Genomic DNA, 24,865 nt, shown 5'->3' on the forward strand with positions numbered 1-24,865 from the left:
GCGCTGGCGATGACGATGCGTTCCACCGCCAAGCGCTGGACCTACCTGGTGCATCGCTGGCTGGGCATCGGCGGATGCCTGCTGATGCTGCTGTGGTTCGTCAGCGGCATGGTGATGCTGTTCATTGGTTACCCGAAGCTGACGCCCGGCGAGCGGCTGGCGGCGTTGCCGGTGCTGGGTGAGGCCCGCGACCTGCAGGGGCTGTCGGTACTGCCTGCCGCCGTGCAGGCCGAGCCGGAGGCTGTGGCATTGACCACGCTGCGTGGCGAGCCGGCGTATGTGGTGCGCAGTGGCAGCAACGTGGGCGCCTGGTCTGCCGTGACCGGCCAGGCGCTGCTGCCGGTGTCGGCACAGCGCGCCGAAGCATCCGCTGCGCAGTTCGCGGGCGGCCAGGCCTTCGTGGGTGCGATGCGCGTGAATGAGGATCGTTGGACGCATTCGCGTGCACTGGACGCGCATCGGCCGCTGTATCGGGTGGAGGTGGGCGGCGCGCAGCCGGGCGACCTGTATGTGTCCTCGCGTACCGGTGAAGTGGTGCTGGACGCTCCGCATGTGCAGCAGCGCTGGAACTATGTGGGCGCCTGGCTGCACTGGCTGTACTTCCTGCGCATGCAGTCGGTCGACCCGGTGTGGACGTGGGTGGTGATCGTGCTGTCCGCACTGTGTACGGTGGCGGCGATCAGCGGCATCGTGGTGGGCGTATGGCGCTGGCGTTTCCGTGGGCACTATCGTTCCGGTGCGAAGACGCCGTACGTGGAGTCGTGGATGCGCTGGCACCATCTGCTTGGCCTGATGGCGTCCGCCCTCGTGTTCACCTGGATCTTCAGCGGGCTGATGTCGATGAACCCATTGGGTGTCTTCAGCAGTACGGGTGAAGCGATCGATGTTGAGCACTACCGTGGCGGCGCGGTGGCGGTGGATGGTGCGCTGGGTGATCCTGCGAAGCTTCTGGCGATGGCCGAAGCTGCGCGCTTCCAGCCGGTGGAGATCCAGTGGCGACGGATCGGTGGTGAGCTGTTCGCGGTGTTGCTGGACGGGCAGGGTGATACGCGCATCGTGTCCGGCGGCAATGGGCACCTGCATGTCGCACGGTGGCTGCCGACCGCGTGGTTGCAGCAGAGGGCACGTGCGCTGTCCGCTACACCCATGCAGGGTTTCGTGGTGCAGCATGCAGCGGATGCGTACTTCTACCCCCGTGCGCCCGAGGCCATGAATGGTGCAGCGGTACGTCGCTTCCCGGTGGCAGTGGTGGATTTCGGTGATGCCGAGGCGACACGCGTCTATCTCGATCTGGCGACCGGCGATCCGTTGCTGACGATGGGGCATCGTGAGCGGGTGGGGCGCTGGCTGTTCTACTTCCTGCATAGCTGGGACCTGCCGGCGATGCTGCGCCAGGAAGGTGCCCGGTTGGCGGTGTTGCTGCTGCTGAGCGCTGCCGGCACCGCGTTGTGTGCCACGGCGACGGTGATCGGCTATCGGCGATTGCGGATGAAGCTGCGGCGCAGGCGGCGCTGATGCCCTGGGCTACACCCGCAGCCAACGCGTGGACATCGCCACCAGCAACAAGGCCGTGGCCACGCCGATGAATGCAGCGATCAGGCCGAAGTGGTTGGCGGCAAAACCGATCAGTGCCGGGCCAGCAAGGATGCCGGCAAAGCCCAGCGTGGAAACGGCGGTGATGGCCAGCGCGCCGGGCATGCGGGTCTGGTGGCCAGCCAGCGAGAACAGCGCCGGTGCGATGTTGGCGCAGCCGAGGCCGACCAGCACATAGCCGAGCAGTGATGCCTGCCACGGCGTGACCAGGGTCAGCACCAGCACGCCCGCGGCGGCAAGCAACGCGCCGAACACGATCGCGCGCTGGCGGCCCACGCGTGCCACCAGCGCATCGCCGAACAGGCGTGCGACGGTCATGGTCAGGGTGAAGGTCACATAGCCGACGCCGGCGAGGCTGGCATCGACGCGGCGCACATCGCTGAGAAACACTGCGCTCCAGTCCAGCATCGCACCCTCGCCGAGGAAGGCGACGAACGCCAGCACGCCGATGAACAGCACGATGCCGTGTGGCAGGGCCAGCATCGGTGTGTCATGCGGCATGCGTTCGCTGTGCCAGTACGACGCCGACAACAGCATCACCAGCAACATGGCGCCGACGCCGACCAGCACGGATGCCAAGGGCGGCAGCTGTGCGGACAGCAGCACGGTCATGGTGGCCGCGCCGAGGAAGCCGCCGATGCTGAAGAAGGCATGGAAGCCGGACATCATCACGCGCCGTGCTTCGCGCTCGACGATGACGGCCTGTACGTTCATCGTGCAGTCCATCGCGCCCACGGCGGCGCCGAACACGAACAGGACCAGCCCGAGTGTCCAGGCCGAACCGGCCAGCGCCAGGCCGGGCACGGTCAGGCAGATCAGCAGGCTGCTGGCCACCATCACCCGCCGGCAACCGAGGCGCGCGGCCAGCACGCCGGACAACGGCATCGCCAGCAGCGAACCGGCACCGAGGCAGAGCAGCACCAGCCCCAGCGTGGCGTCGTTGATCCCGGTGCGTGCCTTTGCGAACGGCACCAGGGTGGCCCACAGCGCGGTGGCGAAGCCGGGAATGAAGAACGCAGCGCGGGTCGCGTGCTGTTCGGCACGCGCGCGGTTGGCAACGGACATGAGCGGTACGGTCAGGGGGGAGTGGGGTGTACCGCGATGCCTGCGGCGCGGAAGCGTGCCGCCAATGCGGGCGGTGCGGTGGTGGTCAGCACCAGGTCGTCGATCTCGTCGAGGCTGGCAATCTGCCAGTTGCCGCGTGCACCCAGCTTTTCAGTCGTGGCGGCGACGATGACACGGCTGCTGCAGGCCACCATCGCGCGCTTCAGCGTGGCTTCTTCCGCATCCATTGCCCACACGCCGGTGTCGCCGTCCACCGCGCAGGGGCCGGGCAGGTACACATCGGCGCGCAGGCGCTGCACCTGGGCCAGTGCTTCGGCGCCGACCGCGCCGCCACCGCTGGCCAGGCGCCCGCCGATCAGCTGCACCGAGGTGCCTTCAAGCAGGCTGGCGGCCGTGGCGATCTGTGGCGCGTTGGTGATCACCGTCAAGCCGAGGGCGGCCGGCAACTGCTGGGCGATCACCAGGTTGGTTGAACCGGCGTCGAGCAGTACGACCTGGCCGGGTTGCAGCAACGCGCAGACGCGGGCGGCCAGCTCGGCCTTGTCGCCGCGGTCGCGGGTCAGCCGCTCGCGCAGCGGGCGTTCCTTGGGCGGTGGCAGCACGGCGCCACCGTAGACGCGCTGGCACAGGCCCTGCGCGGCCAGCTCGCGCAGGTCGCGGCGGATCGAATCTTCGGACACGGCATAGCGGCGCGCCAGCTCGGCGGCAACCACGCGGCCCTGCTGGCGCAGTTCCTCCAGAATCTGCCGGGTGCGCTGGGCGGGGAGGGGGCTGGGATCGGAGCTCATGCTGCAAGTCTGCACGTTCGTGCATTAACGTGCAACAACGTGCATGCTGCGTTTGGGCGGGGCACAGGGCGGCTGGACTGCCGGTGAATCCGCCCGCGCCCACGTCTATGGATCGCCCTCGCGGCCCGGCATGATGGCGGGGCACCTGGCATGGAATCCCTGATGTCCCCCACCGTTCACCGCAAGCTGCGCATCGGCGCGGACCAGTACACCGGCCAGAAAGTGGTCGACCAGCAGTTCCATGAGTGCGATTTTTCCGGTGCCGACCTGACCGCCACCGAGTTCATCAACTGCAGCTTCTACGATGCCGACAGCCGCAGCGGCTGCCGCTTCAATGGCGCCACATTGAAGGAGGCCAGCTTCCGCAGCTGCGACATCAGCATGTGCCACTTCAACTTCATCAAGGCGCTGGGCCTGGAGATCAGCGAGTGCCGCGCGCAGGGTGCGGATTCCAGCAACGCCAGCTTCATGAACCAGATCACCACGCGCAGCTGGTTCTGCAGCGCCTTCATCAAGAAGTCGAACCTGCGCTATGCCAATTTCTCGCGGGTCACGCTGGAGAAGTGCGAACTGTGGGAAAACCGCTGGGACGGTGCAAACGTCAGCGGCGCCAGCTTTGCCGGCTCGGACCTGTCCGGTGGCCAGTTCGAGGGCATCGACTGGAACAGCGCCAACTTCACCGACTGCGACCTGACCAATTCCGATCTGGGCGAGCTGGACCTTCGCAGCACCAACCTGCGTGGCGCCACGCTGGATGTCCAGCAGGTGGCGCTGTTGATGCAGCGGATCGGCATCACCGTGGTGCCGTAGGCATCAGCCGGCGTACGCCACCCAGCCCTTGAAGCTGAAGCCCGCATAGAACAGCTCCACGTCGTCGAAGCCGGCCTCCTGCAGCAGCGTCACTTCCTGTTCGGGGGCCAGCAGCGGCAGCCGCTCGGCAATGGCGTCGATCGCGCGCTGTGCATCGGCGTGGGCAACGCCGGAGGCTTCGGCGAACGCGGCGTAGCGCTGCAACCAGCGCAGCTTGCCGGCCGGATCCTGCGGCACGCTGTGGTGGGCCACCACCAGCGGCGCGCCGGGCTGCAGGCGCCTGTGCAGCTCCCGCAGCGTGTGCAGGCGCTGCGCGCCCTCGAGGAAGTGCAGGGTCAGCAGGCAGCTGGCACCATCGAAGCGCACGTCGGGGGCATCGTCGATGTAGCCTTCCAGCAACTGCACGCGCGACATCAGCGGGCCCAGTGTCTGTTCGGCCAGGGCCAGCATCGGTGCAGCCGGGTCCACGCCCAGCAGCTGCCAGCCCGGCTGCGCCTCGGCAAATGCCTTCAGCTCCAGCCCGCCACCGGCGCCCAGCACCAGCACGCGGCCCTGCGCAGGAACGTGTTCGGCCAGCAGCAGGCGACTCATCTGCTGCAACGCGAGGAAGCCCGGCACTTGGCGCAGCGGGCCCTCGGCATAGCGGGCAACGGCCTGCGGATCGGAGAACGAAGACATGCGTGCATTCCTGCAACAGGGACATACCACTGTACCGCGGCATGCAAGTGCCTTTGCCGCGGGTCGCTCCTGCCTGCGCGGACCGGCTTGCATCCAGCTCAGCGCAACGCCCGCGCCAGCACCTGCCAGATCCTCGGGTCCTGGCACTGCGAGACGTTGAAGCGCAGATAGTCGGCCGCGCGCTGCGACTGGCTGAACGCGTTGCCCGGCGCCAGCACGATGCCCTCGCGCAGGCATTGCCGCGCCAGTGCGGCGGCGTCGCGGCCGTCGGGCAGCTGGCACCACAGGAACAGGCCGGCTTCCGGCTGCAGCCACGGCGTGATGCCCAGCGCCTGCAGTTTCCGCAGTGTGTGCCGGCGTGCATCGGCCAGGCGCGAACGTATCGACTGCATGTGGCGGCGGTAACCGCTGTCGGTCAGCGCGATGTGCATCAACTGCGCGGCCAGATGGCCGCCGCCAAAGCTGGTCGCCAGCTTCAGGTCGGTCAATGCTTCTATCCAGTCATGGCGTGCAGCGATGTAGCCGCAGCGCGAGGCTGCCGACAGCGTCTTGGAGAAACTGCCGACGTGGATCACCCGTGACAGTCCATCGAGCGCGGCCAGCCGCGGTGCCGGCTGCAGTTCGAAGTCGGCGAAGATGTCGTCCTCGACGATGATCAACTCGCTGCGTTCGGCCAGGCCCAGCAGGCGGTGCGCGGTGTTGGCCGAAAGCACCGCGCCGGTCGGGTTGTGCAGGCCGGAATTGGTGATGTACAGCCGCGGCGAATGCGCCTGCAGGGCTTGCGCGAACGCCTCCAGGTCCGGGCCGCTGTGCGTGTACGGCACGCCGATGGCCTGCACCTGGTGCGCCTTGAGCAGCGCGTGGTAATTGAAGTAGCTCGGGTCATCGACCAGCACGCAGTCGCCGGGCTTGAGCAGGAAACGGCAGAGCAGATCGACCGCGTGCGTACCGGATTCGGTCAGCAGGATCTGCTCCATCGGTGCATCGATGCCAAGCGTGGCGCTGCGCCTTTGCAGCAGCTGGCGCAACGCGGGCAGCCCGAGCGGACCGGCGTAGTCCACGAGTTGCATGGCATCGGCACGCGCCAGCCGGCGCAGGCCGCGGCGCACGCCATCGTGATACAGCCAGTCACTGGGCATCCAGCCGCACCCTGGCTTGAGATCGCCCGCGGGCGTTTCCAGCGATTGCCGTGACACCCACAGCGGATCCACCGCGCGATCCAGCCGCGGCTCCATTTCGGCCAGCGCCAGCGGTGCGGCCGGGCCACTGACGTAGAAGCCCGAGCCTGCGCGCGCACTGATCAGGCCTTCGGCCGCCAGGCGCTCGTAGGCCTCGACCACGGTGGAGACTGAAACCCCCATGGTCGCCGCCTGCGCACGTACCGAAGGCAGTCGGGAGCCGGGGCCATCCACCCGTGCACTGATGCGGGTGCGGACGGTCTGGATGACCGATTCGATGCGGGTGAGCGGGCGCGGCATGGTGGAACCGTAGTGGAAGTGTGGGCAGTACAGTTACTTGCGGCTGTACTGGATTGTAGCTGGGGTCGTTCCGCGCCGGATGCTTCCATACAGGTGCAGCCGGGCATCGTCCGGCACCTTCAGGAGTACAGGCGTGGAACGGTCGGCGAGTGGTTGGATCAATGGCTTCATCGGTGTGGTGATCTTCGCCGGCTCATTGCCGGCCACCCGCCTGGCGGTGCTGCAGCTGGATGCCGGGTTCGTCACCGCCGCACGCGCCACCATCGCCGCGGTGCTCGGTCTGGGGCTGCTGCTTCTGCTGCGCCAGCCATGGCCGCGGCGCGGCGACCTGCCGGGGCTGGTGGTGGTCAGCCTCGGCGTTGTGGTCGGCTTCCCGCTGCTGACCGCGCTCGCGCTGCGTCACGCGTCGTCGGCGCACACCATCGTGTTCCTTGGCCTGCTGCCGTTGAGTACAGCGGTGTTCGGCGTGCTGCGCGGTGGCGATCGGCCGCGCCCGGCGTTCTGGCTGTTCTCGTTGCTGGGCAGTGCCTGCGTGGTCGGCTATGCCGCGCGCAACGGAATCGAAGCCTCGTTGCAGGCCGACCTGCTGATGCTGGCGGCGATCGTGGTGTGCGGGCTGGGCTACGCGGAAGGTGGTCGGCTCGCCCGTCATCTGGGCGGCTGGCAGGTGATCAGCTGGGCACTGCTGCTGGCGTTGCCGGTGATGCTGCCGCTGACGGTGCTGATGCGCCCGGCCTCGTTCACCGCGGTCGGTGCCTCGGCGTGGTGGGCACTGGGCTACGTGGCAGTGTTCAGCATGCTGATCGGCTTCCTGTTCTGGTACCGCGGGCTGGCCCAGGGCGGCATCGCTGCCGTCGGCCAGCTGCAGCTGCTGCAGCCGTTCTTCGGCCTGGCCCTGGCCGCGCTGCTGCTGCACGAGTCGGTCAGCCTCAGCATGGTGCTGGTGACTCTGGTCGCGGTGATCTGCGTCGCCGGCGCGCGCCGCTTCAGCCGCTAGGAAAAAGGGGACGGAGGGGATTAAGTCGTTTCAGGCACAGCAGGACCAATTACGACTTAATCCCCTCCGTCCCCTTTTCCGGGCGGAAAAGGTGCGCAACGGCGTAGTCGATGAACACCCGCAGGCGTGCACTGGGATGGCGCCCGCCGGGCCACAGCAGCGAGAACTGCCCCTGGTGCGTGGGCAGTGTGGGCAGCACCTGTTGCAGGCGGCCATCGGCCAGCGCGTCAGCGGCGAGGAAGTCAGGCATCCAGGCCAGGCCCATGCATCCGATCGCAGCGGCCAGCACGGCTTCCATGTTGTTGCAGGTCATCGCCGTGGGAAGGCGCGCCCCGGCGTCGCCTTCGATGCCCGGCAGCTGCCACGGATGCAGCTTTCCCGTGGTGGGGTAACGGAAGCGCAGCGCGGTATGCATGCGCAGGTCGCCCACATCGCCGGGCGTTCCATGCATCTGCAGATAGCCCGGCGCCGCACAGAGGATGAAACGAAAACCCCCCAGCCGCCGTGCGGTCAGGCTGGAATCAGCCAGTTCGCCACTTCGTATCACCGCATCCAGGCCTTCGCTGACCACATCGACGATGCGGTCGTTGAAGTCCAGTTCCAGCTGCACCTGCGGATAGCGTTGCTGGAAGCCGGGCAGCACCGGCAGCAGGAAGCGGTAGCCGATGGTGGGCAGGCCGATGCGCAGCAGCCCGCTGGGGGCGTGCTGTCGCTGCGCCAGGTCCGCCTGTGCTTCGGAAAGCTCGTCCAGCGCACGCCGGCAGCGTTGCAGCAGCAGTTCGCCTTCGTCGGTGAGATGCACGCGGCGGGTGGTGCGCTGGAACAGGCGCGTGCCGAGTTCCTGTTCAAGCCGGGCGATGCGCTTGCCGACGGCCGAGGCTGACAGGCCGAGTACGCGGGCGGCACCGACAATGCTGCCTGACTCCGCGGTGCGGACGAAGGCGAGCAGGGCGGAGATGGAGTCCATGCTTGGATGATTGCGGAATATCTGGCCGCAATCAACATCCACCGAGCCTGTTTTTCTGGAATAGCGGCCTGTCCATCATCAATGCCCCTGATGGATGGAGGCCCGCATGGCCCCGGATTCGATGCTCCCTGTACCTGTCCGCGCGCAGCAGCGCTGGGCGCTGCTTGCGGTCTGCCTGGCCGCGCTGGCGTTGCCGTTGTCCTTCTCTGCCGGTGCAGTCGCGGTGCCGGCGCTGGCCCGTTCCGCGGCGGCATCGCCCACCGCGCTGGCCTGGGTGACCAACGCCTTCATGCTCACCTTCGGCAGTCTGTTGCTCGCTGCGGGCGGCTTGGCCGATCGATATGGCCGTCGGCGGCTGTTCCTGCTGGGCACGGCGGGCTTCACCACCGCCACCGCCGCCGTCTGCCTTGCTCGCACGCTGCTATGGCTGGATCTGGCGCGCGGGTTGCAGGGCGTTGCCGCGGCGGCGGCGCTGGCATCCGGCACGGCGCTGCTGGCACAGGCCTGGCAGGGGCCGGCGCGTGCCCGTGTCTTCGCCCTGCTGGGCACCACGTTCGGCATGGGGCTGGCGTTGGGGCCCTTGCTCGCGGGCCTGCTGCTGCAGACATTGGGATGGCGCAGCGTGTTCGCCGCGGGCGGTGTGCTCACGTTGGTGGCCTTCGGCCTGGGGGCACGCGCGTTGCCTGAAAGTCATGGCGAGCGCCGACCGCTGGATATCGACGGCATGCTGATTTTCAGCCTGACGCTGGCGGCGTTGACCCTGGCGCTGCTGTGGCTGGGCGAGTTCGGCCTGCATGCCGCGCGCGTGCGGCTGGCGCTGCTGGTGACGCTGCTGTTGGGCGGGGTGTTCGTCTTCATCGAACGGCGGCACCCCTCACCGTTGCTGGACCTCTCACTGTTCTCACAACCGGCGTTCCTCGGTGTCCAGCTGCTGCCGGTGGCGACCTGCTTCGGCTACGTGGTGCTGCTGGTCGTGTTACCTGTGCAACTGCTGGGCGTGCATGGCCAGAGCGCGACGCTGGTGGGACTGCAGATGCTGGCGCTGTCCGCGCCGATGCTGGTCCTGCCGATGCTGGCCGCGCGTTGGGCGGAGCGCGTGGGAAGTGCGCGGCTGTGCACGCTGGGTCTGCTGGTGTGTGCCGCCGGCCTGTACCTGTTGTCGCGGCAGGCGTCGCACCCGTCGCCCTTGCAGTGGGTGCCGCTGCTGATGCTGGTCGGCGCAGGCACGGCTTTGCCGTGGGGGCTGATGGATGGACTGTCGGTGAGCGTGGTACCGGTGCAACGTGCCGGCATGGCCGCAGGCATATTCGGAACCGTGCGGGTGGCCGGCGAAGGCATCGCGTTGGCCGCAGTCACTGCCTTGCTTGCGCTGCTGATCGGCCGTCAGCTGCAGGGCGCGTCGCCGGCATCGCTGGTGCGTGCCGGTGCCTATCTGGCCACGGGGGCGCGGGAACAGGCGCAGGCACTGCTACCGACGATGAGCCGCATGCAGCTGCAGCACGCCAGTAGTGATGCGCTGGCGACACTGCTGCGCGTACTGGCGCTGCTGACCGCCGCCTGTGCCGCCGTGTTGCGCCTGTTGCTGCGGAAAAGGACAGGTGCCTTGGTCGGGAACTTGGTGTAGCTGGCTCATCGCCGCCTCCGCCGTCATCCCGTTGTCGTGTCCCGCTCACGCCGCCTATGCCCACCCGGGCCTAGTGTTGATCGTCCCCGTCCCCCACGGAGACCCGCCATGTGGCTGCTCGACCATCTCTGGCCCAGCCGTCGACCCCTTCCTCCCCCGGTCGAGGACGCGCCACAGGCACCGTCACGCCGGCCCTGGCTGAAACGCCCGGCGCGGGCCGGGCGCAGCGGCATGGCGCCCTGGCAGAAGGTGGCCACGCCACCGCGGCGCACGCGCCACTAGCCGGTGCGGTCTGATGGGTGGTTGACCCCGTCGCTGACCGGGATCACCCCAAGCGCGAACGGGTCGATGCCCTCCAGGCAGGCCACGTTGTAGCCGTACTGGTCGGGGTTGGAGCGGCGCCGGTGATGGGTGTAGATGCCGCACACCCCGCAGAAGTAGTGCTCGGCCACATGGGTGTTGAACTGGTACTTCTGCAGGTGATGCTGCCCGCGCACCACCTGCAGGCCCTGGCGGGGGACGCTGGCGGCGATGGCACCCCGGCGCCGGCACATCGAGCAGTCGCAGCGGCGCGGGTCGACGATGCCGTCCGGGAGGTCCAGCAACAGCTCGACCGTGCCGCAGTGGCAGGTGGCGCGGTGCTGGGGTTGGACCGGAACGCCGGCCACGGAAGTGATGCCCATCGTTGCTCCTGTGAGGTGAACCTGGCCGCATGGACCGCCGCAGACGGTGCGCCGCGGTCCCTGAACGGGCCGTAGATGCCACGGTGAACCCGCTTGTGGCTAACTATGCGGCTTCGGGACCGCGACAGGATGCCAGTGAGAGCCGCAGGACGTTGGATGACGGGAAGTGCCATGGCGCTGGCAGCGTTGTGGGTGACCGGGCTGCTGGCCTATCAGATGCCGGGGCCGGGCTGGCTGGCCAATGGCATTGCGGTGCTGTGGCTGCTGGTTGCGCTGTGGGCGTCGTGGCAGGTCGCGCGTGGCCGTGGCCATCGTCGCCTGGGCATGGCGTTCGGCGCGTCGCTGGCGCTGGCCGGCCTGTGGTGGCTGCTGCTCACCCCGCGCCAGGACCGCGTCTGGGCCGATGACGTGGCCCAGCGCCTGCACGTGGTGTCCTTCGACGGGCGCCACGTGGTGCTCGACAACGTGCGTGATTTCACCTGGCGCAGCGAGACCGACTACGACGCGCACTGGGTGCGCCGCGCGTACGACCTGGACCAACTCCGCTCGGCCGATCTGGTGCTGTCGTACTGGATGGGCCCGGCGATCGCCCACACCCTGATCTCGTTCGGTTTCGAGGATGGGCGCCACGTGGTGTTCTCGCTGGAGATCCGCAAGGAACGCGGCGAATCGTTCTCGGCGCTGGGCGGCTTCTTCCGCAAATTCGAGATGACCCTGGTGGCCGCGGAGGAGACCGACATCATCCGCACCCGCACCAACGCGCGTGGCGAGGATGTCTACCTGTACCGCCTGCACGGCATGGACCAGGCGCAACTGAAGCAACTGTTCGCCGCGTACATCGCGCAGGCGCGCGAACTGGATGCGAAGCCGGGCTTCTACAACACGCTCACCAGCAACTGCACCACCATCGTCTTCGATCTGGCCCGCCACATCGCGCCGCGCCTGCCGCTGGACTACCGCCTGCTGCTGTCCGGCTACCTGGCCGAATACGCACAGGAGGTCGGCGCGCTCACGCCGGGCGTGCCTTATGCCGAACTGCATGACAAGGGCCGCATCACCCAGCGTGCGCTGGACCTGGGCAGCGGCGACCACTTCTCCACCGTGATCCGCCAGGGCGTGCCCGGCACCGAGCAGGACCCGCAGTAATGACCCGACTCTTCCTGATCCGCTGGCAGCGCGCGCTGCCGGTGTTGTTCGCCGCCTTCCTGCTGCTGGGCAGCAGCGGCTGCGCGATGGTGACTGTCAAGCAGGTGAAGTCCAGCGATTCGCTGGTGAACAAGCGCGCCGATGTGCTCAACACCGGCAAGCTCAGCCCGGCCGCGCGCGAGACGCTCAGCGCGGCGGGCCTGGATGAGTCGCAGTGCGAGAAGGACTTCCTGGTCTGCCGCAGCACGTTGTTGATGACCGATGACCTCAACGTCGAGCAGCGGCTGTCGGCGTTGTCCGAACTGTGGGTGAAGGCCGCGCTGGCGCTGACGCCGAAGAAGACCGCCGCCGGCGATCCGCCGATGAGCGACGCGGCGCTGGATGCCTGGCTGGAAGCCGCGCGCTATGCCTATGCCTACCTGTTCTACAGCGGCCGCTCGCCGTCCGACCGCGCCTTCGAGGACCGGCAGACGCAGGTGCGCGACTACTACAACTACGCCGCCGAGAAGGCGGCGGTGGTGCTGTTCGTGCGCGCGCGTGCAGCGGCACTGGCCGGCGAGGACTATACGAAGCCGATCTCGGTCGGCAGCTGGTCGCTGGCCTCCAACTACCAGCAGTTGAACCTGAAGAGCATTCCGGCGCAGCTGGTGCCGGCCGGCACGGTCAGCTTCGTCGGCCTGCGCAGCACCTATCGCCGCGATGGCTTCGGTGCCGAGCTGGTGATGGTGATGGACCCGCCCAAGCTGGTCGCGCCGGTGATCGCGGGCGATGGGCCGAAGGCGGAAACAGCGGCGGATGATGCCGACGACGAGCGCCGTGGCCGCCGCCATCGGCATGACGATTCGGTGCCGGAATTCAGCGAGATGTCCTCGATCAACGTCACCGCGCTGCTGCGTTTCGAAGGCAGCAGCCTGGAAGACGTGATGCGCACGCGCCGGGTTGAACTGGACGCCTATTCGCCGGAGGCCACTGAACGCATCACCCTGCACGGCGAACAGGTGCCGCTGGCCGGCAATTTCACCGCTGCCTACGGCCTGTGGCTGGCGCAGAGTGGCTTCGCCCGGCAGTCACTGCGCACCCTGTTCGGCATGAGTGAGGGCATCGGCGAACCGCACATCTACCTGATGCAGCCCTGGGACCCGAACCGCCGCATCATCTTCATGCTGCACGGCCTGGCCAGCAGCCCGGAAGCCTGGGTGAACCTGGCCAACGAGATCATGGGCGACCCCGAGCTGCGCCAGCAGTTCCAGGTGTGGCAGGTCTACTACCCGACCAATGCACCGATCGCGCTGAACCGCTACGAGATCGCCAACGCGTTCAATGACACGCTCAAGCACTTCGACCCCAACGGCAGCACACGCGCATCGAAGGACATGGTCTATATCGGCCACAGCATGGGCGGCGTGCTCGCGCGGCTGTTGGTGAGCGACTCGGGTGATGTGCTGTGGGATGACCTGCTGGCCAACTATGACCTGAAGGGCGAGCGGCTGAAGCGCGTGCAGGCCAAGCTGGGGCCACTGCTGCATTTCAAGGCGCAGCCGAACGTGGAACGCGCGATCTTCATCGCCGCGCCGCACCAGGGCACGGATATCGCAGGCAACAAGGTCGGGCGGCTGATCGGGCGCCTGGTACGCCTGCCGCTGACCATTCTCGGCAAGTTCGAGGACGTGTTCATGGCGCTGGCACAGGCCGAGCAGCAGGTCGACGGCACCGCCAAGCCGAAGATTCCCAACAGCATCGACAACCTCAAGGCCAGCGATCCGTTCGTGAAGGCCGCCGCACAGCTGCCGATCGAAGCGGGCCTGAAGTACCACTCGATCATCGCCCAGCGCAAGCCGGAGCTGCCGGTGGAGAAGTCCGATGACGGGCTGGTGCCGTACTGGAGCGCGCATCTGCCGGGCGCGCTGTCGGAGAAGGTGATCATTTCCGGCCACAGCGTGCAGGAGACCCCGCAGGCCGTGCTGGAAGTGCGCCGCATCCTGCATCGGGATATCGATGATGTCGGGACCGGTACACGGTAATGCCGGCCTCTGGCCGTCGCCATCATGGGATTCCCGCGTGCGCGGAGGTTGCCGGCCAGCGGCCGGCACTACCGGAATCCGGCGGCGCTACACCCGCCGCGCGATCACTGCGGCCAGCACCGCCAGACCGAAGGTGATGGCCAGGCAAAGCAGGTAGCCGGTGTGCGGCGCGCTTTCCACGAACATGGCGAACAACGCGCCGGACACGGCCAGCGCGGTGGTCACCGACAACGCCTCGCTCAGCTGCAGCGCCGAGGTATTGGCACCCTGCTCATGCGGTGCTGACAGCGACAGGGTCAACACCGACAGGCTGGCGTAGATCATGCCCATGCCGAAGCCGGTCACGGCCCAGCCGACCAGCGCGACCGGCAGCGGCATCGGGTTGAACAGCACCGACAGCGTTGCGGCGATGCCGAACGTCATCATCACCGTGCCAACGCGCAGCAGCTGCTGGCGTGACCAGCCACGCTGCTGGTGGCCCTGCAGCCATGAACCGGCGAACCAGCCCAGCGCACCGAGGCTGAGCACGGCGCCTGCCCAGCTGGGCGAGAGCCCGCGTTCGCGCTGCAGCAGCAGGGGCAGATAGGCCTCGCAGGCGAAGAACGCCGCTGCAGCAATGCCGCGCAACGCGATTACGCTGGGCAGGCCGCGGCGCAGGATCAGGGTTCCGGCCGGCAGCAGCCGATGCACGCAGAACAGCAGCGCCAGCATCGCCACGCCGATGCAGAGCAGGGCGGCCATGCCCTGTTGCTGGCCGCCGACGTAGAGCAGTAGTGCGGCCAGTGAGGCGCCAGAGGCCCAGCGCACCACGTTGCTGCGTTCGCCATCGTTGCAGACCGCAACGGGAGGTTGCATGCGCGCCAGTGCCGGGCGCAGCAGCAGTGCGGCCGGTATCGCCAGCAGTGGCACTGCCAGGAATACCCAGCGCCAGCCCAGGTGCTGCACCATCAGGCCACTCAACGCCGGGCCGACCATCGAGGGCACCACCCAGCCTGCGGAGAACGCCGCGAACACCTTCGGTCGCAGGTGCTCGGGGTAGCTGCGGCCGACCATCACGTAGAGCGAGACCGAAATCGCGCCCGCGCCCAGGCCCTGCATCAGGCGCCCGGCCACCAGCATGCCCATGCGCGTCGCAAAGCCGGCCAGCAGCAGGCCCAGCACGAAGCAGCCCAGGCCGTACCAGAGTGGCCGCGCGGGGCCGTGGTGATCGGCCCAGCGCCCGGCCAGGGTCATCCCGATCACACTGGTGGCCAGGGTGCCGCCAAAGGCCAGCGCGTACAGGCGCAGGCCATCGAGTGCTTCGGCCACGGTGGGCATCGCGGCCGCGACGGCCAGTGCTTCGAAGGCGTGCAGCGCGACCAGCGCAACCATGCCGATGGTCGTGGCGCGGTAGCGCGCGGACAGGATCGAGCTGTCAGCCGGCAGGTGGGTGTCGGCGGGAGAGAGGGTCGGGGTCATACGGGTCAGGTGCAGGCCGCGCTTGTCAACGGGCGGCGAAGGTAGCAGCATGCCACCTCAACTGTAGTTGAGGTCAAGCAATGGCATCCCAGGAACTCAGCGTTGGCGAGGTCTCCCAGCGCAGTGGCGTGGCCGTTTCCGCACTGCATTTCTACGAGCGCAAGGGGCTGATCAGCAGCCTGCGCACCTCGGGCAACCAACGTCGTTACAGCCGGGACGTGCTGCGCCGGTTGGCGGTGATCCGCGTGGCGCAGCGGGTGGGCATGCCGCTGGAAGCAGTCGGCCGTGCCTTCGAAAGCCTGCCTGACGGACGCGCACCGACCAAAGCGGATTGGGCCAGGCTGTCCGCGCGCTGGCGCACCGAGCTGGAAGAGCGCATCCACATGCTGCAGCTGCTGCGCGACGAACTGACCGGCTGCATCGGTTGTGGCTGCCTGTCGCTGCAGCATTGCCGCCTGGCCAATCCCGGCGACGTCCTCGGCGAACGCGGCGACGGCCCGATGCGCTGGGAGTGAGCGACAAAAAGGGGACGGAGGGGATTATGTCGTTTGTGCACTTGCGACTTAATCCCCTCCGTCCCCTTTTTCTTACCAGACCGTGATCGTCTCGCCGCTCTGGATGCCTTCCACCGCGCGCTGGAAGGCCAGTGCCGCGCGCTGTGCGCTTACCGCCTCGAAGCCCGGGAAGTAGGGGCCGTAGGCGGCCATCGATTCGATCAGTACGTTCGGGCTGACCACGTTGATGCGCAGGCCGCGCGGCAGCAGCTCCAGTGCAGCTGCGCGCACGAAGCCTTCCAGTGCGGCATTCACCGAGGTGGCGTTGACGCCGTCGCGGATCGGTTGTGCGCTGACGATGCCGCTGGTCAGGGTGATCGAGCCGCCGCTGTTGAGATGATGCTGCGCGGCCAGTGCCAGCCTCACCTGGCCCAGCAATTTGTCCTGCAGGCCGAGGTTGAACTGCGCCGGCGTCATCTGCTGCAGCGGGCCGAAGTGCAGCTTGCCGGCGGTGGAAATCACCGCATCGACCGGGCCGGTACGTGCGAACAGTTCGGCGACGCTGGCGTCATCGGTCAGGTCCACGCGCAGTTCGCCGCTGCTGCGGCCGGCGGCGAGAATCTGATGCTGTTGGCCGAGCTGGCGGGCGACTGCCTGGCCGAGGGTGCCGCTGGCACCAACGAGGAGGATCTTCATGGCCGTTCCTTGCGTAAGGGAGTGAGCGCAGTCTGCGCCCTCACAATGGGGTTAGGTAAGCGGCGTATGATTCGCAGATTCCTAACTAAGGATTAGTAATGGATACCCTTCGATGCATGCAGGCCTTCGTTGCCGTGGCCGAGCGTGGCAGCTTCGCCGGCGCCGCCGAACAGCTGCAGGTCTCGGCGGTGATGGTGGGCAAGTACATCCAGCAGCTGGAGGCGCATCTGGGTACCGCGCTGCTGCAACGGAACACCCGCCGCCAGCGCCTGACCGAAGCCGGCAGCGCCTATCTGGCCGGATGCCGGCAAGTGCTGGAGCAGGTGCAGCAGGCCGAGGCCGATGTGGCCGGTCTGCAGGTACAGCCGCGTGGCCTGCTGCGGGTCAGTGCGCCGACCACCTGGGGCAGCTGCGTGCTGGCGCCGCAGCTGGCCGGCCTGCTGCGCGCGCAGCCGCAGTTGAACATCGAACTGGATCTGAGCAACCGCCGTGTGGACCTGATCGAGGACGGCTTCGACGTGGCGATCCGGGTCGGGCCGTTGCCATCGCAGGAGGTGGTGGCGCGGCCGCTGCCGCCGTATGCGATGAGCCTGTGCGCGGCGCCGTCTTACCTGCGCAGGCGCGGCACGCCACGCACGCCGGCGGACCTGCAGGGGCATGATTGCCTGAGCCATCTTGCCTGGCGTGGTGGCCATGGCTGGCAGTTGGCCAACGGTGAACAGGTGGATTGGGAGGCGCGGCTGACCTGCAACGACGGGTTCGCGCTGCGCGAAGCCGCCGTGGCCGGGGCCGGGTTGGTGTTGCAGCCCACCGCGCTGTTGGCGGGGGAGATCGCAGCAGGGCGCCTGAAGCCGCTGCTGCGCGACTACCTGCCCGAACCGCGACCGATGCACCTGATCTACCTGCCCGATCGACGCCCGCGCCCGCGCTTGCAGTGCTTCGTGGATTTCGTCATGACCACGTTGGGGCAATGAGCATCCACGCCATGCGTGGATGATGGTAGGTGCCGACCGTTGGTCGGCACACATCGGGATCAATCATTCGCCGCAGACAATTCCTGCCCGCGCACCTGCGCAGCACGCAGCGCGTTGTCCACCAGCACTTCGAAACCTCCGGCCTGGAAGCTCTCGATCGCGGCCTGGGTGGTGCCGTTCGGCGAGGTCACACGGCGGCGAAGCTCGGCCGGGCTTTCGCCGGCTTCATCCAGCATGCGCGAGGCGCCCAGCAGGGTCTGCACCACCAGCGTGCGCGCGGCGTCGGCCGGCAGGCCCTGGGCAATGCCCGCCGCTTCCATCGCTTCGGCCAGCAGGAACACGTAGGCCGGCCCGCTGCCGGACACGGCAGTGACCGAATCCATCAGCGCCTCGCGCTCGATCCACACGGTACGGCCGGCACTGGCCAATACCTGTTCGGCCTGCGAGCGCTGCTGTGCATCCACCGACGGCGTGGCATACAGGCCGGTCACGCCGGCGCCGAGCAGGGCCGGCGTGTTGGGCATTGCACGCACCACCGGCAGGTTGCCACCCAGCCAGCGTTCCAGCTGCGCGCTGGTGATGCCGGCGGCGATCGACACCACCAGTGGCCGGCTTGCCTGGGCCAGTGCCTGCAGCGACTGGCAGACCTCGCGCAGCACCTGTGGCTTCACCGCCAGCAGCCAGGTGCGGCCCTGTGCGGCGGCATCGGCGGCATTGTCGTGCACCTGCACGCCGAAATCCGTGGCCAGCGACTCGCGCAGTGCTGCAACCGGTTCGGCCACGTGGATGTGTGCGGCGGGCACGCCCTGGCGGATCAGGCCGGCGATCAGGCTGCGCGCCATGTTGCCGCCGCCGATGAAGGTGATGGAATCAGCTGTCATGAAACTCTCCTTGCAAGATCAGGCCGGGCGAGGACGCGCGCCGAACAGGGCGGTGCCGATGCGCACCAAAGTGGCGCCCTCGGCGATGGCGTCGGCGTAGTCGCTGCTCATGCCCATCGACAGCGTGTCGACCTGCGCGTGCTGGGCGGCCAGCGACTGGAAAAGTGTGCGCATGCGCACGAACGCATCCCGACGGCGTTCCGCCTCGGGCCATGGCGCGGGAATCGCCATCAGGCCACGCAGGCGCAGGGTGGGCTCGGCGGCAATCGCAGCGGCCAGCACCTCGACATCCTCCGGCGCACAGCCGTGCTTGCTGGATTCATCGTCGATGTTGACCTGGATCAGCACATTCAGCGGACCACGCGCTGCCGGGCGATGGCGCGCCAGCGCCGTTACCAGCTTGGGCCGGTCCACGCTCTGCACCCAATCGAAGTGGGTGGCCACGGCCTCGGCCTTGTTCGACTGCAGGTGGCCGATCAGGTGCCACTCCAGCGCCAGGTGCTGCAGCGCCTGCATCTTGGCCAGCGCTTCCTGCACATAGTTCTCGCCGAAGGCCTGCTGGCCCTGCGCGGCCAGCGCGGCCACGGCCTCGGCCGGTTGGGTCTTGGAAACGGCCAGCAGGCGCGGATCGGGCCGGCCGGCCGCCTCGGCGGCGGCATGCAGGTTGCTCAGGATCTGGGGCAGGGGAGTGGCCACGTAACGCGTTCCGTTGAATCAGGAGGCTATACTGCCGCCCGGGGAAAGATCCTTCCAGTCGAAGCCGTTATTGGGGAGTAGCCGCTCATGGATATCGCCGAACTGCTGGCGTTTTCCGTAAAGAACAAAGCGTCCGACCTGCACCTGTCCGCAGGCCTGCCGCCGATGATCCGCGTGGACGGCGACGTTCGCCGGATCAACATCCCGGCCCTGGACCACAAGCAGGTCCATGCGCTGGTGTACGACATCATGTCCGACAAGCAGCGCCGCGATTACGAGGAATTCCTCGAAGTGGACTTCTCCTTCGAGATCCCGTCGCTGGCGCGCTTCCGTGTGAACGCGTTCAACCAGAACCGTGGCGCCGGTGCGGTGTTCCGTACCATTCCGTCCGAGGTGCTCACCCTCGAGGACCTGGCCTGCCCGCCGCTGTTCCGCGAGGTGATCCAGCAACCGCAGGGCCTGATCCTGGTGACCGGTCCCACCGGTTCGGGCAAGTCGACCACGCTGGCGGCGATGATCGACTACATCAACAAGAACGAATACGGCCACATCCTCACCGTCGAGGATCCGATCGAATTCGTGCACACCTCGCAGAAGTGCCTGATCAACCAGCGCGAAGTGCACCGCGATACGCATGGCTTCAACGAAGCGCTGCGCTCGGCACTGCGTGAGGACCCGGACATCATCCTGGTGGGCGAACTTCGCGACCTGGAAACCATCCGCCTGGCACTGACCGCCGCGGAAACCGGCCACCTGGTGTTCGGAACCCTGCACACCAGCTCGGCGGCCAAGACCATCGACCGCATCATCGACGTGTTCCCGGCCGGCGAAAAGCCGATGGTGCGTTCGATGCTGTCCGAGTCGCTGCGTGCGGTGATCTCGCAGGCGCTGCTGAAGAAGGTTGGCGGCGGTCGTACCGCAGCGTGGGAAATCATGGTCGGCACCCCGGCCATCCGCAACCTGATCCGCGAAGACAAGGTGGCGCAGATGTACTCGGCCATCCAGACCGGCCAGCAGTACGGCATGATGACCCTGGACCAGCACCTGCAGGACCTGGTCAAGCGCAGCCTGATCACCCGCAACCAGGCCCGCGAGTACGCCAAGGACAAGCGCCTGTTCGAGTAAGGCGGGACAACCACGGGCGGCGTGCACCAGTGCGGCGCCGTCCCCGTGCCGTTTCCTCCACCGACCGTTTCCTGGTAAATGCCCTCTTGGGAGCCCGCCGTGAACAGCACCGCGACCACCATCGATTTCACTTCGTTCCTCAAGCTGATGGCGCACCAGCGCGCCTCGGACCTGTTCATCACGGCCGGCATGCCGCCGGCGATGAAGGTCAACGGCAAGATCTCGCCGATCACCCAGACCCCGCTCACGCCGCAGCAGAGCCGCGACCTGGTCCTCAACGTGATGACCCCGGCGCAGCGCGAGGAATTCGAGAAGACGCACGAATGCAACTTCGCCATCGGCCTGTCCGGCGTCGGCCGCTTCCGCGTCAGCTGCTTCTACCAGCGCAACCAGGTCGGCATGGTGCTGCGTCGCATCGAGACGCGCATTCCGACCGTGGAAGAACTGAGCCTGCCGCCGATCATCAAGACGCTGGCGATGACCAAGCGCGGCATCATCCTGTTCGTCGGCGCCACCGGTACCGGTAAATCGACCTCGCTGGCAGCGATGATCGGTTACCGCAACCAGAACTCGACCGGCCACATCATCACCATCGAAGACCCGATCGAGTTCGTGCACAAGCACGAGGGCTGCATCATCACCCAGCGCGAGGTCGGCATCGATACCGACAGCTGGGAAGCCGCGCTGAAGAACACCCTGCGCCAGGCGCCGGACGTGATCATGATCGGCGAGGTGCGTACCCGCGAAGGCATGGATCACGCCATCGCGTTCGCCGAAACCGGCCACCTGGTGCTGTGCACCCTGCATGCGAACAACGCCAACCAGGCGATGGACCGCATCGTCAACTTCTTCCCGGAAGACCGCCGCAACCAGCTGCTGATGGACCTGTCGCTGAATCTCAAGGGCGTGGTCGCGCAACAGCTGGTGCCATCGCCCGATGGCCGCTCGCGCAAGGTGGCGATGGAGATCCTGCTGGGCACGCCGCTGGTGCAGGACTACATCCGCGACGGCGAGATCCACAAGCTGAAGGAAGTGATGAAGGACTCGGTCCAGCTTGGCATGAAGACCTTCGACCAGAGCCTGTTCGAGCTGTACCAGGCCGGCGAGATCAGCTACGAGGACGCGCTGCGCTACGCCGATTCGCAGAACGAGGTGCGCCTGCGCATCAAGCTCAGCCAGGGCGGCGACGCACGTACCCTGTCGCAGGGGCTGGACGGCGTGGAGATCTCGGAGATCCGTTGACCTGGCCGGCATCGGTCGTGGCTGGATTGATGAATTCCGGTCATGACCGACTGCGGCCGGGCTGGCTCAATCCAGCGCCACGACAGGCGTATCGTCATCACTCCCCCTCTGGAGCACGACGATGCAGACACGCGAACTGGGCCGCAGTGGCCTGAAGGTTTCCGCCCTCGGCCTGGGCTGCATGGGCCTGACCCATGCCTACGGGCAGCCGGTCGAGCAGGGCCAGGGCATCGCCCTGCTGCAGGCCGCCGTCGAGCGCGGCGTGACCTTCTTCGACACCGCCGAGGTGTATGGTCCGTACACCAACGAAGACCTGCTCGGCCGCGCGCTGGCGCCCTACCGCGACAGGCTGGTGATTGCCACCAAGTTCGGATTCAAGGGCGCGCGCACCGATGACGGCCTGGACAGCCGCCCCGAGAATATCCGTGCCGTTGCCGAAGCCAGCCTCAAGCGCCTGCGCACCGACCATATCGACCTGTTCTACCAGCACCGCGTCGACCCGAACGTGCCGATCGAGGATGTGGCTGGCACCGTGCGCGACCTGATCGCCGAAGGCAAGGTCGGCCACTTCGGGCTGTCCGAGGCGAGCGCTGCCACCGTGCGTCGCGCGCATGCGGTGCAGCCGGTTGCCGCCGTGCAGAGTGAGTACTCGCTGTGGTGGCGCGAACCGGAGCGCGAGTTGTTGCCGACGCTGCAGGAGCTGGGCATCGGCTTCGTGCCATTCAGCCCGCTTGGCCGCGGCTTCCTCACCGGCACGATCAACGCCGACACCACCTTCGATGCCAACGATTTCCGCAACAGCGTTCCGCGTTTCGAAGTGGAGGCGCGCCGCGCCAACCAGGCGCTGGTGGATCGCATCAGTACGATTGCGGCAGCACGGGGCGCGACGCCGGCGCAGGTGGCGCTGGCCTGGCTGCTGGCACAGGCGCCGTGGATCGTGCCGATCCCAGGCACCACCAAGATCCATCGCCTGGAAGAAAACCTGGGCGCGGCCGACCTGCAGCTGGCACCGGAGGAGCTGCAACGCATCGCACAGGCGCTGGACGAAGTGTCGATCGTCGGCGAGCGCTACAACGCGCAGCGCGCCGCCCAGGCCAAGGGCTGATCACCAGCTGGGTGCGGACCGTTGGTGGTGGGTGCGGACCGTTGGTCCGCACGCCTTGCCCCTCACCCCAGCGGCCCGCGCAGCGCATCAAGCACCGTGCGCATCGCCACGGTGACGTGGCGGCGCGACGGGTAGTACGCGTAGTAGCCATCGAAGTGCGGGCACCAGTCGTCCAGCACCGACTGCAGGCGGCCATCGTCCAGCATCGGCTGCACCTGGTCTTCCGGCAGCCAGGCCAGTCCGCTGCCGGCCAGCGCAGCGGCGCGGGTCATGCCCATGGTGTTGAACGTCCATTGCCCGCCAACGCGCACACTCAGTTCGTTGCCATCCTGGCCGAAATCCCACGGCATCAGTCCCCCATGCGTAGGCAGGCGCAGGGTCACGCAGTTGTGCTTGGCCAGGTCGTCCGGATGCTGCGGCACCACGTGCTGGCGGAAGTAGCTGGGTGCACCGACCACGCGCATGCGCAGCGGCGGGCTGATCGGCACCGCGACCATGTCGCGCGCCAGGCGCTCGCCGAGGCGGATGCCGATGTCGTAGCGCTCGGCGACGATGTCGGCCAGGCCATAGTCGGTGGTCAGTTCCACCTTCAGGTCCGGATAACGCTGCAACAACGGCGCCAGCCGCGGCCAAGCGATGTACTCGGCGGCATGGCCGGTGGCGTTGATGCGGATGGTGCCGGCCGGGCGTTCGCGGTACTCGGCCAGTGCGGCCAGCCCGTCCTCGATCTCGGCCAGGCGTGGGCCCAGGGTGTCGAGCAGGCGGGCGCCGGCTTCGGTGGTCGATACGCTGCGGGTGGTACGGGTCAGCAGGCGCACGCCCAGGCGCTGTTCCAGGCCGCGCATGGCATGGCTGAGCGCGGACTGGGACACGCCCAGCTGGGCGGCGGCCCGGGTGAAGCTGCCCTCGCGGGCGACGTGGACGAAGGCCTGCAGGTCGTTGAGGTTTTCGCGGGGCATGCTGGAATGATACGGCCGGGCTGCGCCCGGCACCTGCCGAAGCAACGTCAACGGCCACGTCAACTTCAAAAACTGGCTATCCGTGAGATGGCGGGGTGGGCCCGGTTGAGGGGGACGCCGTAAACCCATCCACGGGGGCTTGGTCGCGGCATCCATGCCGCTCACACCCCCTCAACCGGACCCACCCCGCCTTCGACAGTTGGCTGCGGCCTGTCGGGCGAGGCGGGGTCGGACGTTTGGGTGTGTCGATTTCTGCGTCTGTGGTTCGTCGAATGAATGACTTCAACGGGAGCTGCACATGAGCACTGACACCAAGCCGAAAGGCCCGGCCTCGTATTTCCCCTCCATCGAGAAGACCTACGGGCAGCCGGTGGCGCACTGGTTCGGGTTGCTGGCCGGGAAGAAGGGCCTGAAACACATGGAACTGGTCAGCTTCCTGAAGAGTGAACATGGCTTGGGCCATGGCCATGCCAACGCACTGGTGGCTCACCATCTGGCCGGCAAGGGCTGAGCAGCGCCGAGCCCGGGGCAGTGCGAGGCGCATTCAGCTGAACGATTTCATCTGCAACTGTCATGCAGATCGTGTCTAATACCGCTCCCCACCTGCTGTTCCCCCACCGCATGTCCCTTCCTTCCCATGGCCCCGCGCCGTGCGACGACGCTGACGGCCACCTGGTCACCGCCGGTCCGCTGACCCCGCCGCCCGACAGTGCTGGCACCACCGCCGACGAAAAAGCGCTGCGTCACTCGATCGCCGAGGACGTGCAGGGCATGGTGCTGGCCACGATGGTGGCCTCGCTGGGCCTGGCCATCTTCGCCAAGGGCGGGCTGATGATCGGCGGCATGGCGGGCATGGCCTTCCTGCTGCACTACGCGATGGGCTGGAACTTCGGCCTGGTGTTCGTGCTGGTCAACCTGCCGTTCTATTGGGTGGCGCTGCGGCGCATGGGCTGGGAATTCACCCTGAAGACCTTCGCTGCGGTCACCGCCTGTGGCGTGCTGACCGACCTGCTGCCGCGCTGGATCGACTTCTCGCACATCAACCCGCTGTATTCGGCGATCGTCGGTGGTGCGCTGTCAGGCCTGGGCATCCTGTTCTTCATCCGCCACCGCGCCAGCCTGGGCGGCATCGGCATCCTGGCGGTATACCTGCAGCGCACCCGAGGCTGGAGCGCCGGCAAGGTGCAGATGTCCTACGACGCCTGCCTGATGGTGGCCGCGTTCTTCGTGCTGTCGCCATCGAAGGTGCTGTACTCGGCCATCGGCGCGGTGGTGCTCAGCCTGGTGCTGATGTTCAACCACCGCCCCGGCCGTTACATGGGCGTGTGACCGTTCAACGGGGTTGCCGGCCAGCGGCCGGCACTACCGGCATCCACGCGCGGAGA

Annotated in this window: 24 protein-coding genes; 13 read left to right on the forward strand and 11 right to left on the reverse strand. The window is 67.5% G+C overall.

Annotation, left to right across the window (positions count from 1 at the left end; all coding sequences use genetic code 11):
* Positions 1 to 9 precede the first annotated feature (9 nt).
* The gene (locus QP609_RS04750) at positions 10 to 1,515 is read left to right on the forward strand and encodes a PepSY domain-containing protein (protein WP_197620924.1); all 1,506 of its coding nucleotides are present in this window, start codon (positions 10 to 12) and stop codon (positions 1,513 to 1,515) included.
* A gap of 9 nt (positions 1,516 to 1,524) precedes the next feature.
* On the opposite strand, the gene QP609_RS04755 is transcribed toward QP609_RS04750, so the two are convergent.
* Both QP609_RS04755 and QP609_RS04760 read right to left on the reverse strand, forming a co-directional pair.
* Positions 1,525 to 2,658 (reverse strand): MFS transporter, encoded by a 1,134-nt coding sequence (locus QP609_RS04755; protein WP_197620923.1) that lies wholly within the window; start codon positions 2,656 to 2,658, stop codon positions 1,525 to 1,527.
* A gap of 11 nt (positions 2,659 to 2,669) precedes the next feature.
* A complete protein-coding gene (locus QP609_RS04760; RefSeq protein WP_019659483.1) occupies positions 2,670 to 3,446 on the reverse strand; it encodes a DeoR/GlpR family DNA-binding transcription regulator in 777 nt (258 codons plus the stop codon).
* Positions 3,447 to 3,608: 162 nt separating this feature from the next.
* Between QP609_RS04760 and smqnr the strand changes: the two genes are divergently transcribed.
* Positions 3,609 to 4,256: a SmQnr family pentapeptide repeat protein gene (gene smqnr / locus QP609_RS04765; RefSeq protein WP_164077245.1), complete on the forward strand. Its 648-nt coding sequence runs from the start codon at positions 3,609 to 3,611 to the stop codon at positions 4,254 to 4,256.
* Between the two features lie 3 nt (positions 4,257 to 4,259).
* On the opposite strand, the gene QP609_RS04770 is transcribed toward smqnr, so the two are convergent.
* Both QP609_RS04770 and QP609_RS04775 read right to left on the reverse strand, forming a co-directional pair.
* On the reverse strand, positions 4,260 to 4,934 hold the full coding sequence (locus QP609_RS04770; RefSeq protein WP_197620922.1) for a methyltransferase: 675 nt from the start codon (positions 4,932 to 4,934) through the stop codon (positions 4,260 to 4,262).
* Between the two features lie 98 nt (positions 4,935 to 5,032).
* Entirely contained in the window at positions 5,033 to 6,412 is a 1,380-nt protein-coding gene (locus QP609_RS04775) for a PLP-dependent aminotransferase family protein (RefSeq protein ID WP_069117551.1), read from the reverse strand.
* A 133-nt stretch (positions 6,413 to 6,545) separates the two neighbouring features.
* Here QP609_RS04775 and QP609_RS04780 point away from each other — a divergent pair, with 133 nt between their 5' ends.
* The gene (locus tag QP609_RS04780; protein ID WP_032958514.1) at positions 6,546 to 7,409 is read left to right on the forward strand and encodes a DMT family transporter; all 864 of its coding nucleotides are present in this window, start codon (positions 6,546 to 6,548) and stop codon (positions 7,407 to 7,409) included.
* A 49-nt stretch (positions 7,410 to 7,458) separates the two neighbouring features.
* On the opposite strand, the gene QP609_RS04785 is transcribed toward QP609_RS04780, so the two are convergent.
* On the reverse strand, positions 7,459 to 8,376 hold the full coding sequence (locus QP609_RS04785; protein ID WP_197620921.1) for a LysR substrate-binding domain-containing protein: 918 nt from the start codon (positions 8,374 to 8,376) through the stop codon (positions 7,459 to 7,461).
* Positions 8,377 to 8,482: 106 nt separating this feature from the next.
* Between QP609_RS04785 and QP609_RS04790 the strand changes: the two genes are divergently transcribed.
* Complete coding sequence (locus QP609_RS04790) at positions 8,483 to 10,000, forward strand: MFS transporter (RefSeq protein WP_197620920.1); 1,518 nt, start codon at positions 8,483 to 8,485, stop codon at positions 9,998 to 10,000.
* 278 nt (positions 10,001 to 10,278) lie between these two features.
* On the opposite strand, the gene QP609_RS04795 is transcribed toward QP609_RS04790, so the two are convergent.
* Complete coding sequence (locus QP609_RS04795) at positions 10,279 to 10,683, reverse strand: GFA family protein (protein ID WP_014646209.1); 405 nt, start codon at positions 10,681 to 10,683, stop codon at positions 10,279 to 10,281.
* A gap of 171 nt (positions 10,684 to 10,854) precedes the next feature.
* Here QP609_RS04795 and QP609_RS04800 point away from each other — a divergent pair, with 171 nt between their 5' ends.
* Together QP609_RS04800 and QP609_RS04805 are read left to right on the forward strand one after the other, a co-directional pair.
* Positions 10,855 to 11,829 carry a DUF4105 domain-containing protein gene (locus tag QP609_RS04800; RefSeq protein ID WP_014646210.1) on the forward strand — a complete coding sequence of 325 codons (975 nt, stop codon included), beginning with the start codon at positions 10,855 to 10,857 and terminating at the stop codon, positions 11,827 to 11,829.
* Positions 11,829 to 13,850, forward strand: coding sequence for an alpha/beta hydrolase (locus QP609_RS04805; RefSeq protein ID WP_134808570.1), 2,022 nt, complete (start codon positions 11,829 to 11,831; stop codon positions 13,848 to 13,850). Before QP609_RS04800 ends, QP609_RS04805 begins: the two co-directional genes overlap by 1 nt.
* A gap of 87 nt (positions 13,851 to 13,937) precedes the next feature.
* Here QP609_RS04805 and QP609_RS04810 read toward each other — a convergent pair whose 3' ends face one another.
* Entirely contained in the window at positions 13,938 to 15,359 is a 1,422-nt protein-coding gene (locus tag QP609_RS04810) for an MFS transporter (protein ID WP_142234369.1), read from the reverse strand.
* A 29-nt stretch (positions 15,360 to 15,388) separates the two neighbouring features.
* On the opposite strand from QP609_RS04810, the gene soxR reads away from it, so the two are divergent.
* On the forward strand, positions 15,389 to 15,823 hold the full coding sequence (gene soxR, locus QP609_RS04815) for a redox-sensitive transcriptional activator SoxR (RefSeq protein WP_021202603.1): 435 nt from the start codon (positions 15,389 to 15,391) through the stop codon (positions 15,821 to 15,823).
* 72 nt (positions 15,824 to 15,895) lie between these two features.
* Here the strand turns inward: soxR and QP609_RS04820 are convergent, their stop codons facing one another.
* Positions 15,896 to 16,498, reverse strand: coding sequence for a short chain dehydrogenase (locus QP609_RS04820; protein WP_014646214.1), 603 nt, complete (start codon positions 16,496 to 16,498; stop codon positions 15,896 to 15,898).
* Positions 16,499 to 16,596: 98 nt separating this feature from the next.
* Between QP609_RS04820 and QP609_RS04825 the strand changes: the two genes are divergently transcribed.
* Positions 16,597 to 17,472, forward strand: coding sequence for a LysR family transcriptional regulator (locus QP609_RS04825; protein WP_032958506.1), 876 nt, complete (start codon positions 16,597 to 16,599; stop codon positions 17,470 to 17,472).
* A 59-nt stretch (positions 17,473 to 17,531) separates the two neighbouring features.
* Here the strand turns inward: QP609_RS04825 and proC are convergent, their stop codons facing one another.
* Entirely contained in the window at positions 17,532 to 18,353 is an 822-nt protein-coding gene (gene proC / locus QP609_RS04830; protein ID WP_014646216.1) for a pyrroline-5-carboxylate reductase, read from the reverse strand.
* 18 nt (positions 18,354 to 18,371) lie between these two features.
* Positions 18,372 to 19,049 (reverse strand): YggS family pyridoxal phosphate-dependent enzyme, encoded by a 678-nt coding sequence (locus QP609_RS04835; protein WP_032958502.1) that lies wholly within the window; start codon positions 19,047 to 19,049, stop codon positions 18,372 to 18,374.
* A gap of 87 nt (positions 19,050 to 19,136) precedes the next feature.
* On the opposite strand from QP609_RS04835, the gene QP609_RS04840 reads away from it, so the two are divergent.
* The 3 genes from QP609_RS04840 to QP609_RS04850 all read left to right on the forward strand — a co-directional run bounded on the left by QP609_RS04840 (position 19,137) and on the right by QP609_RS04850 (position 22,521).
* A complete protein-coding gene (locus tag QP609_RS04840) occupies positions 19,137 to 20,174 on the forward strand; it encodes a type IV pilus twitching motility protein PilT (RefSeq protein WP_004147099.1) in 1,038 nt (345 codons plus the stop codon).
* A 78-nt stretch (positions 20,175 to 20,252) separates the two neighbouring features.
* The gene (locus QP609_RS04845; RefSeq protein ID WP_042358565.1) at positions 20,253 to 21,416 is read left to right on the forward strand and encodes a PilT/PilU family type 4a pilus ATPase; all 1,164 of its coding nucleotides are present in this window, start codon (positions 20,253 to 20,255) and stop codon (positions 21,414 to 21,416) included.
* A 121-nt stretch (positions 21,417 to 21,537) separates the two neighbouring features.
* Complete coding sequence (locus QP609_RS04850) at positions 21,538 to 22,521, forward strand: aldo/keto reductase (RefSeq protein WP_049405029.1); 984 nt, start codon at positions 21,538 to 21,540, stop codon at positions 22,519 to 22,521.
* Between the two features lie 62 nt (positions 22,522 to 22,583).
* Here the strand turns inward: QP609_RS04850 and QP609_RS04855 are convergent, their stop codons facing one another.
* Positions 22,584 to 23,480 carry a LysR family transcriptional regulator gene (locus QP609_RS04855; protein ID WP_014646219.1) on the reverse strand — a complete coding sequence of 299 codons (897 nt, stop codon included), beginning with the start codon at positions 23,478 to 23,480 and terminating at the stop codon, positions 22,584 to 22,586.
* A 298-nt stretch (positions 23,481 to 23,778) separates the two neighbouring features.
* On the opposite strand from QP609_RS04855, the gene QP609_RS04860 reads away from it, so the two are divergent.
* Positions 23,779 to 23,991, forward strand: coding sequence for a DUF4287 domain-containing protein (locus tag QP609_RS04860; protein ID WP_014646220.1), 213 nt, complete (start codon positions 23,779 to 23,781; stop codon positions 23,989 to 23,991).
* Positions 23,992 to 24,101: 110 nt separating this feature from the next.
* Entirely contained in the window at positions 24,102 to 24,809 is a 708-nt protein-coding gene (locus QP609_RS04865; protein WP_014036228.1) for a YitT family protein, read from the forward strand.
* The last annotated feature ends 56 nt before the right edge of the window (positions 24,810 to 24,865 follow it).

Origin of the sequence: Stenotrophomonas sp. 8(2023) (genome assembly GCF_030345295.1) — a bacterium.
GTDB classification, from domain to species: Bacteria; Pseudomonadota; Gammaproteobacteria; order Xanthomonadales; family Xanthomonadaceae; genus Stenotrophomonas; species Stenotrophomonas muris.

Bases quoted from the DNA above. Each gene is read 5' to 3' on its own strand.
- QP609_RS04775 (WP_069117551.1), bottom strand. From the start codon at position 6,412: ATGCCGCGCCCGCTCACCCGCATCGAATCGGTCATCCAGACCGTCCGC.
- QP609_RS04750 (WP_197620924.1), top strand. From the start codon at position 10: ATGACGATGCGTTCCACCGCCAAGCGCTGGACCTACCTGGTGCATCGC.
- QP609_RS04820 (WP_014646214.1), bottom strand. From the start codon at position 16,498: ATGAAGATCCTCCTCGTTGGTGCCAGCGGCACCCTCGGCCAGGCAGTC.
- QP609_RS04845 (WP_042358565.1), top strand. From the start codon at position 20,253: ATGCCCTCTTGGGAGCCCGCCGTGAACAGCACCGCGACCACCATCGAT.
- QP609_RS04860 (WP_014646220.1), top strand. From the start codon at position 23,779: ATGAGCACTGACACCAAGCCGAAAGGCCCGGCCTCGTATTTCCCCTCC.
- smqnr (WP_164077245.1), top strand. From the start codon at position 3,609: ATGTCCCCCACCGTTCACCGCAAGCTGCGCATCGGCGCGGACCAGTAC.
- QP609_RS04760 (WP_019659483.1), bottom strand. From the start codon at position 3,446: ATGAGCTCCGATCCCAGCCCCCTCCCCGCCCAGCGCACCCGGCAGATT.
- QP609_RS04810 (WP_142234369.1), bottom strand. From the start codon at position 15,359: ATGCTGCTACCTTCGCCGCCCGTTGACAAGCGCGGCCTGCACCTGACC.
- QP609_RS04825 (WP_032958506.1), top strand. From the start codon at position 16,597: ATGGATACCCTTCGATGCATGCAGGCCTTCGTTGCCGTGGCCGAGCGT.
- QP609_RS04800 (WP_014646210.1), top strand. From the start codon at position 10,855: ATGGCGCTGGCAGCGTTGTGGGTGACCGGGCTGCTGGCCTATCAGATG.
- QP609_RS04850 (WP_049405029.1), top strand. From the start codon at position 21,538: ATGCAGACACGCGAACTGGGCCGCAGTGGCCTGAAGGTTTCCGCCCTC.
- QP609_RS04805 (WP_134808570.1), top strand. From the start codon at position 11,829: ATGACCCGACTCTTCCTGATCCGCTGGCAGCGCGCGCTGCCGGTGTTG.
- proC (WP_014646216.1), bottom strand. From the start codon at position 18,353: ATGACAGCTGATTCCATCACCTTCATCGGCGGCGGCAACATGGCGCGC.
- QP609_RS04865 (WP_014036228.1), top strand. From the start codon at position 24,102: ATGTCCCTTCCTTCCCATGGCCCCGCGCCGTGCGACGACGCTGACGGC.
- QP609_RS04840 (WP_004147099.1), top strand. From the start codon at position 19,137: ATGGATATCGCCGAACTGCTGGCGTTTTCCGTAAAGAACAAAGCGTCC.
- QP609_RS04855 (WP_014646219.1), bottom strand. From the start codon at position 23,480: ATGCCCCGCGAAAACCTCAACGACCTGCAGGCCTTCGTCCACGTCGCC.
- soxR (WP_021202603.1), top strand. From the start codon at position 15,389: ATGGCATCCCAGGAACTCAGCGTTGGCGAGGTCTCCCAGCGCAGTGGC.
- QP609_RS04770 (WP_197620922.1), bottom strand. From the start codon at position 4,934: ATGTCTTCGTTCTCCGATCCGCAGGCCGTTGCCCGCTATGCCGAGGGC.
- QP609_RS04785 (WP_197620921.1), bottom strand. From the start codon at position 8,376: ATGGACTCCATCTCCGCCCTGCTCGCCTTCGTCCGCACCGCGGAGTCA.
- QP609_RS04795 (WP_014646209.1), bottom strand. From the start codon at position 10,683: ATGGGCATCACTTCCGTGGCCGGCGTTCCGGTCCAACCCCAGCACCGC.
- QP609_RS04755 (WP_197620923.1), bottom strand. From the start codon at position 2,658: ATGTCCGTTGCCAACCGCGCGCGTGCCGAACAGCACGCGACCCGCGCT.
- QP609_RS04790 (WP_197620920.1), top strand. From the start codon at position 8,483: ATGGCCCCGGATTCGATGCTCCCTGTACCTGTCCGCGCGCAGCAGCGC.